Below are 13044 nucleotides of genomic sequence, written 5' to 3'. Positions count from 1 at the left end.
GAAGCGCCACCCGGCTTTTACGCCGCGCGATCGTCCCGATTCGCCATCACCTTCGGCGTATTCACCTCAATCCAGTCCGCCAGCGCGGCGACTTTCTCGCTGACCTCGATCCCCATCGGGGTCAGGCTATACTCTACGTGCGGCGGCACAACCGGGTACGATACGCGATCGACAAACCCGTCCTGCTCCAGCGCCTGAAGCGACTGGGACAGCATCTTTTCGCTCACCCCGCCCATTTTACGGCGCAGATCGCTAAAGCGATGCGTTCCCTGGCGCAGCGCCAGCAGAATCAGTACCCCCCAGCGGCTGGTAACGTGTTTGAGCACCTCTCGTGAAGGGCACTGTTCCGCGAAGAGATTGCCATCGCGCAATTGTTCGCTGAGCGTCGGTATCGTTGTTTTCATACTTACCTTTTTGTACGTACTTACTAAAAGTTAGCTATGGTGCTAGTGTGCCACAACACCAGACAAACACGAAGGAGATTCATCATGATCGCGATTACCGGCGCCACCGGCCAGCTTGGCCATCTCGTTATCGAACAGCTGTTGAAAACCGTACCGGCTAACCAGATTGTGGCCATCGTACGTAACCCGGCAAAAGCTGAAGCCTTAAGCCAGCAGGGAATTGTGGTTCGTCAGGCGGACTACACGGATGAAGCCGCATTCACCGCCGCGCTGAACGGCGTGGATAAGCTGCTGCTGATCTCGTCCAGCGAAGTCGGCCAGCGCGCGATCCAGCACCAGAACGTGATTAACGCCGCCAAAGCGGCAGGGGTGAAATTTATCGCCTACACCAGCCTGCTGCATGCGGATACCTCGCCGCTCGGTCTGCACGTTGAACACGTTGCCACTGAAAAAGCGCTAGCGGCGTCCGGCATTCCTTATGCCCTGCTGCGCAACGGCTGGTATACCGAAAACTATCTGGCGAGCGCGCCGCCTGCGCTGGAACACGGCGTGTTTATTGGTGCGGCAGGCGAAGGCAAAATTGCCTCTGCCACCCGCGCAGACTATGCCGCGGCGGCAGCGAAAGTGATTGCTGAAGAGGGCCATGCGGGCAAGGTGTATGAACTGGCGGGCGACCACGGCTGGACGCTGAGCGAACTGGCGGCTGAACTGAGCAAACAGAGCGGAAAGCCGGTCACCTACCAGAATCTCAGCGAAGCGGAGTTTGCTGCCGCGCTGAAAAGCGTCGGCCTGCCTGCCGGGCTGGCGGATATGCTGGCGGACTCCGACGTGGGCGCCTCGAAAGGCGGCCTTTTCGACGACAGCCGCACCCTGAGCAAACTGATCGGGCGCCCAACCACTACGCTGGCGGAGAGCATTAAAGCCATCCTGTAATGGTTACGGGATGGTTATTTTTTGTGGCATCCCCTCGGGTCATCTTTGATAATGAAAAGATGACCCACGAGGAGGCTCACCGTGCAAGGCGTACCGGAACAGTTTAATGATGAAAGAGACAGCGCGCGCTTTCGCCATCTGTCGCAGCTGCCGGGCCTGGAACTGTATCACGCGCATATTTCTGACTACGCCTTTGAGCCTCACACCCATGAAGCCTTCGGCATCGGCACGATTGAAACCGGTGCCGAACGCTTTCGCTATCGCGGCAGCCAGCATCTCGCGGCGGAGAAATCCGTCGTTACCATGAACCCGGACGAGATCCACACCGGCGAATCCGCCACCGAGGGCGGCTGGCGCTACCGGATGGTCTATATCGAACCCGATCTGCTGGAAGAGGTGACCGGCCTCCGGCACTGGTGGTTCAGCGACGTGACCCGTCATGATCCGTTACGCTCACAGCAAATCGGCAGGCTCATTTACGGCTTGTGGCACACGGACGATCCGCTTGCGCAAAAAGGATTACTGCTGGATCTGATTGAGACCTTCCAGCCGTTTGCCCACCACGCGCCACGGGTTCAGGAAGGCGCGCACCGCTTCGAACGGGTACGCGAGTACCTGCACGACAACTATATGCGCGCTCTGACGCTGGACGAGCTGGCCAGCGTCGTCTCGCTCAGCCCGTATCATTTCCAGCGCCAGTTCAAAGCCCATTTTCACGTGACGCCGCATCAGATGCTGATGGCCATTCGACTCTGGCGCGCCAAAGCGTTTCTCACCCACGGCATGCCCGCCGCAGAGGTTGCCGCCGCAACCGGACTGACCGATCAGTCACATCTGACCCGCGCGTTTACCCACCGCTACGGCATTACGCCCGTGCGCTACCAGAAGCAGGTCACCCGGCGCTAATGCGCAATCTCATACAATACGCGCGCATTCGCCCCTCCTACACTGACTACAGCGTAAATACCTGTGGATGGAAAAATGATTAGTGGAGTGTTGTATGCCCTGCTGGCCGGGATGATGTGGGGACTGATTTTTGTCGGCCCGCTGATCGTGCCCGAGTATCCGGCAATATTACAGTCGACCGGACGTTATCTGGCGCTGGGGCTGATTGCCCTGCCCCTGGCGTGGCTGGGACGCGCGCGCTTGCGCCAGCTCAGCCGTCAGGACTGGGGGACCGCGCTGGCGCTGACCATGATGGGCAATCTTATCTATTACGTTTGCCTCGCGAGTGCCATTCAGCGTACCGGTGCGCCGGTATCGACCATGATTATCGGCACGCTGCCGGTCGTCATTCCCGTCTTTGCTAACCTGCTCTACAGCCAGCGCGATGGCAAACTGGCGTGGTCAAAAATGGCCCCGGCGCTGGTCTGCACCGCCCTGGGGCTGATATGCGTTAATGTTGCCGAGCTGCGCCATGGGCAGGGCGATGTTGACCTGTGGCGGTACGGTTCTGGCATTCTGCTGGCGTTCATTTCCGTGGCGTGCTGGGCATGGTATGCCCTGCGCAACGCGCGCTGGCTGCGTGAGAACCCGGACAAGCACCCGATGATGTGGGCGACGGCGCAGGCGCTGGTCACGCTGCCCGTATCCGTCGTGGGGTATCTCGGCGCATGCCTCTGGCTGGGCCATCAGCAGCCGGACTTCGCCCAGCCCTTCGGGCCAAGACCGTGGGTGTTCATTGGCCTGATGGTTGCGATCGCGGTGCTGTGCTCATGGGTGGGCGCGCTGTGCTGGAACATTGCCAGCCAGAAGCTGCCGACGGTGATCTTAGGGCCGCTGATTGTCTTCGAAACCCTGGCCGGACTGCTTTATACCTTCCTCATGCGCCAGAGCGTGCCGCCGCTGTTCACTGCCTGCGGGATCGTGCTGCTGGTGGTGGGGGTGGTGGTGGCGGTGAGAGCGAAGCCGGAAAAACCGAGGGTCGTTCCGGCGTCGGAGGTGTGATATTTGCCGGGTGGCGGCTCCGCCTTACCCGGCCTACAAGGAGCCGTTTCGTAAGCCGGGTAAGCGCCAGCGCCACCCGGCATGATGTTAAAACGTTTCCCAGTTTGCTTCAGACGCCGCCGCGACAGGCTGCGCTTTTGGCACATAGGTTTTCACCGGCGCCGCTTTGACCGCCTGGTTGCGGGTGATTTTGAACACCGCCACCGCTTCGTTCAGACGCGCAGCCTGATCTTCCAGCGCCGCCGCCGCGGCCGCAGACTCCTCAACCAGCGAGGCGTTCTGCTGGGTCACGCGGTCCATCTCGGCTACCGCCTGGCCCACCTGGTCGATACCGCGGCTCTGCTCGTCAGAGGCCGAAGCAATTTCGCCCATAATGTCGGTGACGCGGGTAACCGCATTGACGATCTCAGCCATCGTCTCCCCGGCTTCGTTAACCAGCTGCGAGCCCGCGCTCACGCGTTCGCCGGAGTCATCGATCAGCGCTTTGATCTCTTTCGCCGCCTGAGCGCTGCGCTGGGCAAGGGTACGCACTTCCCCTGCCACCACCGCAAAACCACGGCCCTGCTCGCCTGCACGGGCCGCTTCCACCGCCGCGTTCAGCGCCAGAATATTTGTCTGGAAGGCAATCCCGTCGATCACGTTGGTAATTTGCGCGATTTTGCTGGAGCTGGTGGCGATTTCATCCATCGTCCGCACGACGCCTTCCACCACGTGACCGCCCTTCTTCGCCGTGGAGGAGGCATCCAGCGCCAGACGGGAAGCCTGACGCGCGTTATCGGCGTTCTGCTTCACGGTTGCCGTCAGCTGTTCCATGCTGGCTGCCGTCTCTTCCAGAGACGCGGCCTGCTGCTCGGTACGGGAAGAGAGATCGTTACTGCCTGCGGAGATTTCGCCTGCACCGGTGTAAATCGTATCTGCGCCTTCGCGCACCACGCCCACGGTGTTCGCCAGCGAAGTTTGCATCTCCTGCACGTTACGCGCCAGGATGGCCATTTCATTTTTACCGTCGGCCTGAATCGGCTGGGTGAGATCGCCTGCCGCAATGGCGCGAATATGGTTGATCACCTCTTCCAGCGGCAGCAGCAGCACGCGGCGCATCGCAATCCAGCTGGAGATAATCACCACGATCACCAGCAGCATGACCGCAGAGAGGATCCACAGGATGCGTTTGTAATCACTTTCGTTATCCTGAATGCCTTTATCCGTGAGCGCGGCCTGCGCTTCACGCCATTCACGATAAACCGTCTGCATCGCATTCTGTTTTTGTTCGGCATTCTGCTTGAACATATCTTCCAGATTGCCCTGGCTCAGCAGAACATTCATTTGCGTCAGCGTTGCAGAGTAAATGCGGTACTGCTCCTCGAGTTGGTTGGTCAGGTTCTCATCCAGGCCTGGCGTATTCGGCAAGGCATAGTATTTATCGTAATGAACCTGGGCTTCAGTCAGCAGATTTTTCGCCGTGGTCACCAGCTCATTCAGCTGACCGCCGTTAATTTGCGAGGCCATGCTGCTTTGCAGGCGCAGCATTCCGCGGTTCAGGGTGACGCGCGCCTGGTTCAGACTGATCCACGCATCGGTAAACTCCGCCACGTTCTTGCTGGAGAGCTGCGACACGGTAAAGTTGTCTTTATCGTTATTCAGGGCGTTGATAAAGATACCGGCGGAAATCACTTGCATGATGCCGAGCACAAGCAGCACCGAAATCAGAAGGGTAATGACTTTTATACGTTTAAACATGCGTTGCCTTTGTTATATGCAGGTTTGTCTGACGTGGATATATCGGCAGGTGCAGCGGGTTGTTTACTGTTTCTCCACCTTTAAAAAGTTTCGAAACCACTTTCCTGAACCCATTCAGAGAGTTAAATCGGATATTTTTTTGTGATCTGCATCTCACTTTTACCCGTCCCTCTAAAGGGTTATAGCGTCGTTTATAAGATGCATTTAATATGCATCTTATATTATTGATGATGAGGTAACTGCTATGGCCTTTCGCGACCAACCCCTGGGCGAGCTGGCGCTCTCCATTCCTCTCGCTTCTGCGCTTTTTCGCAAATACGATATGGACTACTGCTGCGGCGGTAAGCAAACCCTGGCACGTGCGGCCTTACGCAAAGAGCTGAACGTTGAGGTGATTGAAGCCGAACTGGCGAAGCTGGCCGAGCAGCCCGTCGACAAAGACTGGCGAACCGCTCCGCTCGCGGAAATCATCGACCATATCATCGTGCGTTACCATGACCGTCACCGTGAACAGCTGCCTGAGCTGATCCTGCAGGCGACAAAAGTCGAGCGCGTGCATGCCGACAAACCTTACGTACCGCGCGGTCTGGCGAAATACCTGACCCTGCTGCACGAAGAGCTTTCCAGCCACATGATGAAAGAAGAGCAGATCCTCTTCCCGATGATTAAACAGGGAATGGGAAGCCAGGCGATGGGGCCCATCAGCGTGATGGAAAGCGAGCATGATGACGCGGGCGAACTGCTGGAAGTGATCAAACACACCACCCACAACGTCACGCCGCCGCCAGAAGCGTGCACAACGTGGAAAGCGATGTACAACGGCATTAACGAGATGATTGACGACCTGATGGAACACATCAGCCTTGAGAACAACGTTCTGTTCCCGCGGGCATTAGCGGGGGAATAAAAAAGCCCGGTGGCGCTAGCGCTTACCGGGCCTGCAACGTCCTCGAACGTAGGCCGGGTAAGCGTCAGCGCCACCCGGCAACATGCTTAACGCATGCCAGCCATCCGTTTCTTACCGATAAACATCCAGCCCAGCCCCAGCGCGATAAACCACAGCGGCGTGACGATCAGCGCCTGACGGGTATCATCTTCCAGCGTCAGCAGAACCAGCACGAAGACGAAGAACGCCATGCATACCCAGCACATCAGCTTGCCCTGCGGCATCTTGTAGATCGATTTTTCATGCAGGTGTGGGCGCTGTTTGCGGTACACCAGATAGGAACAGAGGATGATGGTCCAGACGAACATAAACAGGATCGCTGAGACCGTGGTAATCATGGTGAACGCGCCAATCACGCTTGGGTTTACGTAGAGCATCACCACGCCGCCCAGCAGGCACATGCAGGAGAAGGTCAGCCCTTTCGCAGGTACCGCACGCTTAGACAGCTTGGCGAACGCGCTCGGCGCCACACCTTCCTGCGCCAGACCAAACAGCATACGGCTGGTTGAGAACACGCCGCTGTTCGCGGAAGACGCTGCAGAGGTCAGCACCACGAAGTTAATCAGGCTCGCTGCCGCAGGCAGCCCCACCAGCACGAACAGCTCAACGAACGGGCTCTTGCTTGGCACCACCGAGCTCCACGGCGTCACGGACATAATGATGATCAGCGCGAAGACGTAGAACATGATGATACGCACCGGAATGGAGTTGATGGCGCGCGGGAGAGACTTCTCCGGATCTTTGGTTTCCGCAGCGGTCGTTCCGACAAGCTCAATCCCTACAAACGCGAACACCGCAATCTGGAAGCCAGCAAAGAAGCCGCTAATGCCTTTCGGGAACCAGCCTCCATCATTCCACAGATGGGTAAACGACGCCTGAACGCCGGTTGGTGACTGGAAGTGGGTGAGCACCATCACCAGGCCTACTACGATGAGCCCAACGATGGCCACGATTTTGATCATCGCGAACCAGAACTCCATCTCACCGAACATTTTAACGGTGGCGAGGTTCAGGCTCAGCAGCAGAACAATAACCGCCAGCGAGGCCACCCAGTCCGACAGCCCGGGGAACCAGAACTGCGCATAGGCGGTTATCGCCACGACGTCCGCCATACCGGTCACGACCCAGCAGAACCAGTAGGTCCAGCCGGTGAAATAGCCCGCCCATGGCCCGAGCAGGTCTGAAGCGAAGTCGCTGAAGGATTTGTATTCGAGGTTCGAGAGCAGCAGCTCACCCATTGCACGCATCACGAAGAACAGCATAAAACCGATAATCATATAAACGAATATGATTGACGGTCCGGCGAGACTGATGGTTTTGCCTGACCCCATAAACAGCCCGGTACCGATGGCACCCCCAATAGCAATGAGCTGAATATGACGGTTTGTGAGATTGCGCCGTAGCGACTGTTCAGACGACGCCTCTTCGTCGGCGACGACTTTGACCTGATCTACCATGTGATATTTTCCTGTTTATGCCTGTCTGTGTTGTTAAGGCTCTTCTGGCCTTTAAATACGTCAAAAAAATGACGTTCCCTTGTTAGGGCTAATCGATATTAGGTAAGAATCGGCGGGATGAATACTATGATTTAGATATTATGTTAATAATATGTTGAAAGTGAGTGTCATATCACTCATGCAGCGCGAAACAGCTCACAAAAATACACGCAACAGTTTCGTTTGCAAGATAAAATATTGATTCCGACTTAACTATAGGTTTTCACGCTATTTTCCCCTCCCCAACCGGGGAGAGGAAATAAGAAAAGTCGATTACAGAATTTCCAGCAGCTCGACTTCAAAGACCAGAGTGCTGAATGGCGGGATGGACGCGCCAGCGCCACGCTCGCCGTAAGCCAGGTTGTGCGGGATAGTCAGTTCCCATTTGGAACCGACTGGCATCAGGGTCAGCGCTTCGATCCAGCCCGCGATAACGCCATTCACCGGGAACTCAGCCGGTTCGCCGCGCGCGACGGAGCTGTCGAAGACGGTACCGTCGATCAGCTTACCGGTGTAGTGTACGCGAACGTGGTCGGTACGCGCCGGGATTGCGCCATCGCCCTGATTGATCACGCGGAACTGCAGACCAGACTCGGTGCTGTTCACGCCTTCACGCTCACGGTTCTCTTCCAGATATTTCACACCTTCGGCGGCCATCTCTTCAAAGCGCGCGCGACGCACGGCGTCAGCACGCTCGTGGATTTCACGCAGCGCACGGTGCACAACGTCAACCGGAACGGCAGGCTGTTTACCTTCCAGCGCGTCAGCGATACCCGCCACCAGCGCTTCAGGTAACAGACCTTCCAGGCCGGATTCGCTCAGCTGCTGTCCTACCTGCAAGCCGATACCGTAACTTGCCTGCGCTTCGATAGTGTCAAAAGTCGGGGTGGTCATGGGTTTTCCTTCCATCACATTTAAAGTAGCGGGCAGCATATCAGCCATGCCCTTATGGGTAAAACTTTGTCTGAAGTTAAGGTGACAAACCGCGACGAAACAGAAACAATAGAGAGAACCAGGATTAATCCCGAACTGATGTCACGGATGTCGGGTTTACTACGCCGTTCAGGCAGTTAGCAAACTATACTTCGGGGCACAGGATAAAAAATACGCGGAGCAGGAGGAGTGCCATGCCCGGGCGATTTGAACTGAAACCTACCCTGGCGAAAATCTGGCAGGCGCCGGACAATTTTCGCATCATGGATCCGCTGCCTCCTCTGCATCGCAGAGGGATCATCATTGGTGCGCTGATGGTGATTGTGGGCTTCCTGCTTCCTTCCGGTGGCGATGATGTTGATACTGCCCCCGTCACCCGCAATGCTCAGCTGGACCTTCAGTCGCAAACGCGACCGCAGCCTGACGCACAGCCGATGCAGACGCAGCTCGTTACCCCGTCTAACGATCCGGGTCAGGTCGCGCCGGTTGAGCCAGAGCCGATTCAGGACGAACAGCCACAGGAACAGGCCGCCGCCCCGTCTCAGCCTCAGACCCAACAGCCCACCGGCATTGAGCAACAGTGGCGTTCCTATCGCGTAGAGCCGGGTAAAACGCTGGCGCAGCTGTTCCGTGACCACAACCTGCCGCCGACAGACGTGTATGCCATGGCGAAGGTGGAAGGCGCGGGTAAACCGCTCAGTAACCTGCAGAACGGCCAGATGGTGCAAATTCGCCAGAATGCCAGCGGGGTGGTGACAGGATTAACGATTGATACCGGAAATGGACAACAGGTGCTGTTTACCCGCCAGACAGACGGCAGCTTTATCAGGGTACGTTAAGGGCGGGGTTCTGTAAAAAGCAAAACGCCGGCACAAGGCCGGCGTTTCAACGTGAGCAGAGTAAAAAATTACTCAGCTACAACGTTAACAACCAGTTTAGCGAACACTTCGCTGTGAACCTGGAAGTCAACTTCGTGCTCACCAGTGGTACGCAGAACGCCGTTCGGCAGACGAACTTCGCTCTTAGCCACTTTAACGCCTGCTGCAGAAACTGCATCAGCGATATCGCGGGTACCGATGGAACCGAACAGTTTACCTTCGTCGCCAGCTTTGGACGCGATGGTAACGGTGCCCAGTGCGTTGATTGCTTCAGCGCGAGCGTTAGCAGCCGCCAGAACGTCAGCCAGTTTGGCTTCCAGTTCAGCGCGACGTGCTTCGAAAAACTCTACGTTTTTCTTGGTAGCTGGAACAGCTTTACCCTGTGGAACCAGGAAGTTACGAGCGTAACCCGCTTTAACGTTTACCTGATCACCCAGGCTGCCCAGGTTTGCTACTTTATCAAGCAGAATAACTTGCATTACCTTATCCTCTTAAAGTCGTATTAATGGACCGTGCCCGATTACTGATGACGATCAGTGTACGGCAGCAGGGACAGGTAGCGAGCGCGTTTGATAGCGCGAGCCAGCTGACGCTGATATTTTGCACGAGTACCGGTGATACGGCTTGGGACAATCTTACCGCTTTCGGTGATGTAGTTTTTCAGCGTTGCGATATCTTTATAGTCGATCTCTTGAACGCCTTCCGCGGTGAAACGGCAGAACTTGCGACGACGGAAATAACGTGCCATATGGCTAGTCTCCAGAATCTATCAAATCAATCTGCTCGGCATGCAGAACCATTTTGCTCAGACCGTTCTTTGCCTTGTGGCAAGAGATGAACCCCTGAACGATTACTGCACTACCGACCGTTAAACTGTGAGTAATGGCCTGGTTTTCGTGTCCGCTAATAATAACGGGCATTTGGCACCACGCCTGCCGGTGAAACCCGGCTTCCTCTTGCACAGAACGATGCTCAAGCACGAACTGGCAATGCGGAATTCCTGATGGACTGACCTTTCGAAGGGGAGCCCTGCATACGATGCCGGACAACGCCAGACGGTTGGTCATCAGAAATTACTCTTCAGAATCCCCAGCATCAGAATCATCTGCGGTTTCGTTTGCGAAATCATCGCGACGCTCACGGCGCTCGTCTTTCGCTTTAACCATCGGAGATGCTTCGGTCACTGCGTTTTTGGTACGCATAACCATGCTGCGGATAACGGCATCGTTGAAGCGGAAGTTAGTTTCCAGCTCATCGATCACTTCCTGCGGCGCTTCAACGTTCATCAGAACGTAGTGTGCTTTGTGCAGTTTGTTGATCGGATAAGCCAGCTGACGGCGGCCCCAGTCTTCCAGACGGTGGATCGTGCCCGCTGCTGCAGTGATTGCACCAGTGTAGCGCTCGATCATACCCGGAACCTGTTCGCTCTGGTCAGGATGGACCATAAAAACGATTTCGTAATGACGCATCGAATTGCTCCTTACGGATTATTCAGCCTCCTGTCTGGGTCAGCCGAGGCCCGGGGAGGCAAGGAACGTGTTAAAGGTCGGCTGAAAAATTGACGCGTCATAATACTTGCGCGCCCCTGGAAACTCAAGCTGATTGCACAAATAATTCGCACAAAGCGCGAAGCGGGTCTAAGTGGGTGATTTAAAATTACTCACATCCGTAAGCGGTGTTTTTTTGAACAACTGCATCAGAAATGGTCACGCATCCCCGCCGGAGGAATGATTACACTTTAATCAGAGATAACCGAAACAGAAGAAGGAGCATCCCCCCTCTCACAGCACGCAGTCGTGGAGCGCATATCATGAAAAAAATCGCATTAGCCATAATGGCGGCGCTTTTGCTCAGTGCAAACGCGATGGCAGCCATCAAGATAGACAGCCGACAGGCCAGAAACATGGATGATGTGCACAGCTTAGGCGTAATCTATATTAATCATAATTTCGCCACCGAAAGCGAAGCAGATCAGGCACTAAATGAAGAGACCGACGCCCAGGGCGCAACCTATTACCACGTGATGTTAATCCGTGAGCCCGGCAGCAACGGCAATATGCACGCCAGTGCAGATATTTACCGATAACGCCTTAACGCTAGCACCAGGAAAGCCAACAACGAGAACATAGCCATAGTTGACGTTGCCCCCTGCCCGGGGGCTTTTTTTGTGAATGGCTCCGGAATACCACCGGTTACAACTGTTTTTCGGTATTCCAGAGCACTTATTCACTTCTGCCCGTAATAGGCATTCGGGCCATGCTTGCGCATGAAATGCTTGTTCATCAGGTAATCATCAATGCCCTGAAGCTGTGGGTTAATGCCGCGGGCAATCCACGCCATACGTGCCACTTCCTCCATGACGACCGCATTATGGACGGCGTCGTGGGCATCTTTTCCCCAGGCGAACGGGCCGTGCTGATACACCACAATCCCCGGCGTATGCAGCGGCTCGCATTCTCCCAGCGTGTCGATAATCACCTTTCCGGTGTTGAGCTCGTACTCTCCTTCCACTTCATCCTGCGTTAATGCGCGCGTGCAGGGGATGTCGCCAAAGAAGTAGTCCGCATGTGTCGTGCCCAGCGCCGGAATCGCCAGCCCCGCCTGTGCCCAGGCGGTCGCGTGCGTGGAGTGAGTATGCACCACACCGCCAAGGGACGGATAACGCCGATACAGCGCCAGATGGGTCGCCGTGTCCGAAGAAGGACGCCATTTACCGTCAACGACGTTTCCTTCAAGATCGACCACCACCATATCGTCAGCCTTCATGGTGTCATACGCCACACCGCTCGGCTTAATCACGATCAGCCCCTGCTCGCGATCGATAGCGCTGACGTTACCCCAGGTGAAGGTGACCAGGCCGTAGCGGGGCAGATCCATGTTGGCTTCAAAGACCTGCTGTTTAAGCTTAAGCATGTTCAGCCTCCAGTAATCCCGCGCGCGCCATACGCTCGCGCACCCAGTCCCGCGCCTTTGCTACTTCCGCAGCAGGGTTGTCCGACGTTTCGCTCCACATCTCAATCAGGTAAGGCCCGCAATAGCCTGTCTGCTTGAGCGTCTCGAAGCACCGTTCGAAATCCACCACCCCGGTGCCGAACGGTACGTTTTTAAACACGCCAGGACGGGTATCTTTGACGTGCACCGCCACGATATGCCCTATGCCTGCCTGCAGCTCCATCTGCACGTCGTTATCCCATGCCGACAGGTTGCCGATATCGGGATAAAGCTGGAACCACGGGTTGTTCAGATAGTGCGCGTAGCCCAGCGCCTTACTGATGGAGTTCATCAGCGGGTAATCCATGATCTCCATTGCCAGCGTGACCTGCGCACGGCTGGCCATCTCAACGCTCTCTTTCAGACCATCACGGAAACGACGGCGCGTTTCATTGTTGGCTTCCTGATAGTAAACGTCATAACCCGCCAGCTGGATCACGCGGATACCCACGTCCTGCGCAAAGCGGATGGCTTTACGCATGATCTCCAGCCCCTGCGCGCGCACGGCATCATCTTCGCTGCCGAGCGGAAAACGGCGGTGAGCGCTCAGGCACATGGATGGCACGCGCACGCCCGTTTCCGCGATGGCGCTTACCAGTGCCAGGCGCTGTTCGCGGCTCCAGTCGAGGCGAGCAAGACGCTCGTCCGTCTCATCCACCGACATTTCGACAAAATCGAAACCCAGCTGCTTCGCCAGCTGTAACCGCTCCAGCCAGCACTCCCCCGCAGGGAGTGCCTTTTCATAGATGCCAAGCGGGACCTGTTTTGACAACATACCC

16 protein-coding genes are annotated in these 13044 nt (G+C 56.3%); 6 read left to right on the top strand and 10 right to left on the bottom strand.

Annotated elements, in window-relative coordinates; all coding sequences use genetic code 11:
- Window positions 1-17 precede the first annotated feature (17 nt).
- Complete coding sequence (locus tag ACVCAM_RS17130; RefSeq protein ID WP_008502885.1) at window positions 18-404, bottom strand: winged helix-turn-helix transcriptional regulator; 387 nt, start codon at window positions 402-404, stop codon at window positions 18-20.
- An 84-nt stretch (window positions 405-488) separates the two neighbouring features.
- Here ACVCAM_RS17130 and ACVCAM_RS17125 point away from each other — a divergent pair, with 84 nt between their 5' ends.
- The 3 genes from ACVCAM_RS17125 (at window position 489) to ACVCAM_RS17115 (ending at window position 3284) form a co-directional block, all read left to right on the top strand.
- On the top strand, window positions 489-1337 hold the full coding sequence (locus tag ACVCAM_RS17125) for an SDR family oxidoreductase (RefSeq protein WP_047748359.1): 849 nt from the start codon (window positions 489-491) through the stop codon (window positions 1335-1337).
- 81 nt (window positions 1338-1418) lie between these two features.
- Window positions 1419-2243, top strand: a complete 825-nt coding sequence (locus ACVCAM_RS17120; RefSeq protein WP_407223001.1) for an AraC family transcriptional regulator — start codon at window positions 1419-1421, stop codon at window positions 2241-2243.
- 75 nt (window positions 2244-2318) lie between these two features.
- On the top strand, window positions 2319-3284 hold the full coding sequence (locus ACVCAM_RS17115) for a DMT family transporter (RefSeq protein ID WP_407223000.1): 966 nt from the start codon (window positions 2319-2321) through the stop codon (window positions 3282-3284).
- 87 nt (window positions 3285-3371) lie between these two features.
- Here ACVCAM_RS17115 and ACVCAM_RS17110 read toward each other — a convergent pair whose 3' ends face one another.
- Window positions 3372-5021: a methyl-accepting chemotaxis protein gene (locus tag ACVCAM_RS17110; protein WP_407222999.1), complete on the bottom strand. Its 1650-nt coding sequence runs from the start codon at window positions 5019-5021 to the stop codon at window positions 3372-3374.
- 244 nt (window positions 5022-5265) lie between these two features.
- Here ACVCAM_RS17110 and ytfE point away from each other — a divergent pair, with 244 nt between their 5' ends.
- Complete coding sequence (ytfE, locus tag ACVCAM_RS17105) at window positions 5266-5928, top strand: iron-sulfur cluster repair protein YtfE (protein ID WP_407222998.1); 663 nt, start codon at window positions 5266-5268, stop codon at window positions 5926-5928.
- An 86-nt stretch (window positions 5929-6014) separates the two neighbouring features.
- On the opposite strand, the gene cycA is transcribed toward ytfE, so the two are convergent.
- Both cycA and fklB read right to left on the bottom strand, forming a co-directional pair.
- On the bottom strand, window positions 6015-7424 hold the full coding sequence (cycA, locus tag ACVCAM_RS17100) for a D-serine/D-alanine/glycine transporter (RefSeq protein WP_407222997.1): 1410 nt from the start codon (window positions 7422-7424) through the stop codon (window positions 6015-6017).
- Window positions 7425-7736: 312 nt separating this feature from the next.
- The gene (gene fklB, locus ACVCAM_RS17095) at window positions 7737-8357 is read right to left on the bottom strand and encodes an FKBP-type peptidyl-prolyl cis-trans isomerase (protein WP_008502892.1); all 621 of its coding nucleotides are present in this window, start codon (window positions 8355-8357) and stop codon (window positions 7737-7739) included.
- Between the two features lie 233 nt (window positions 8358-8590).
- On the opposite strand from fklB, the gene ACVCAM_RS17090 reads away from it, so the two are divergent.
- Entirely contained in the window at window positions 8591-9235 is a 645-nt protein-coding gene (locus ACVCAM_RS17090) for an OapA family protein (RefSeq protein WP_008502893.1), read from the top strand.
- A gap of 68 nt (window positions 9236-9303) precedes the next feature.
- On the opposite strand, the gene rplI is transcribed toward ACVCAM_RS17090, so the two are convergent.
- The 4 genes from rplI to rpsF are packed head-to-tail and all read right to left on the bottom strand — an operon-like array spanning window position 9304 to window position 10743.
- A complete protein-coding gene (gene rplI / locus ACVCAM_RS17085; RefSeq protein WP_008502894.1) occupies window positions 9304-9753 on the bottom strand; it encodes a 50S ribosomal protein L9 in 450 nt (149 codons plus the stop codon).
- A 41-nt stretch (window positions 9754-9794) separates the two neighbouring features.
- Entirely contained in the window at window positions 9795-10022 is a 228-nt protein-coding gene (gene rpsR / locus ACVCAM_RS17080; protein ID WP_000135199.1) for a 30S ribosomal protein S18, read from the bottom strand.
- Window positions 10023-10026: 4 nt separating this feature from the next.
- Complete coding sequence (gene priB, locus ACVCAM_RS17075) at window positions 10027-10341, bottom strand: primosomal replication protein N (RefSeq protein ID WP_008502895.1); 315 nt, start codon at window positions 10339-10341, stop codon at window positions 10027-10029.
- Between the two features lie 6 nt (window positions 10342-10347).
- Window positions 10348-10743: a 30S ribosomal protein S6 gene (gene rpsF, locus ACVCAM_RS17070; protein WP_008502896.1), complete on the bottom strand. Its 396-nt coding sequence runs from the start codon at window positions 10741-10743 to the stop codon at window positions 10348-10350.
- A 341-nt stretch (window positions 10744-11084) separates the two neighbouring features.
- On the opposite strand from rpsF, the gene yjfY reads away from it, so the two are divergent.
- A complete protein-coding gene (yjfY, locus tag ACVCAM_RS17065) occupies window positions 11085-11360 on the top strand; it encodes a DUF1471 family protein YjfY (protein WP_008502898.1) in 276 nt (91 codons plus the stop codon).
- A gap of 140 nt (window positions 11361-11500) precedes the next feature.
- Here yjfY and ACVCAM_RS17060 read toward each other — a convergent pair whose 3' ends face one another.
- Both ACVCAM_RS17060 and ACVCAM_RS17055 read right to left on the bottom strand, forming a co-directional pair.
- A complete protein-coding gene (locus ACVCAM_RS17060) occupies window positions 11501-12187 on the bottom strand; it encodes an L-ribulose-5-phosphate 4-epimerase (RefSeq protein WP_025911930.1) in 687 nt (228 codons plus the stop codon).
- Window positions 12180-13040: an L-ribulose-5-phosphate 3-epimerase gene (locus tag ACVCAM_RS17055; RefSeq protein WP_025911928.1), complete on the bottom strand. Its 861-nt coding sequence runs from the start codon at window positions 13038-13040 to the stop codon at window positions 12180-12182. Before ACVCAM_RS17055 ends, ACVCAM_RS17060 begins: the two co-directional genes overlap by 8 nt.
- Window positions 13041-13044 lie beyond the last annotated feature (4 nt).

This window comes from Enterobacter sp. CFEC122 (genome assembly GCF_052983755.1).
Note: the sequence above shows the minus strand (reverse complement) of the source record. Positions and strands in the feature narration are given on the sequence as shown.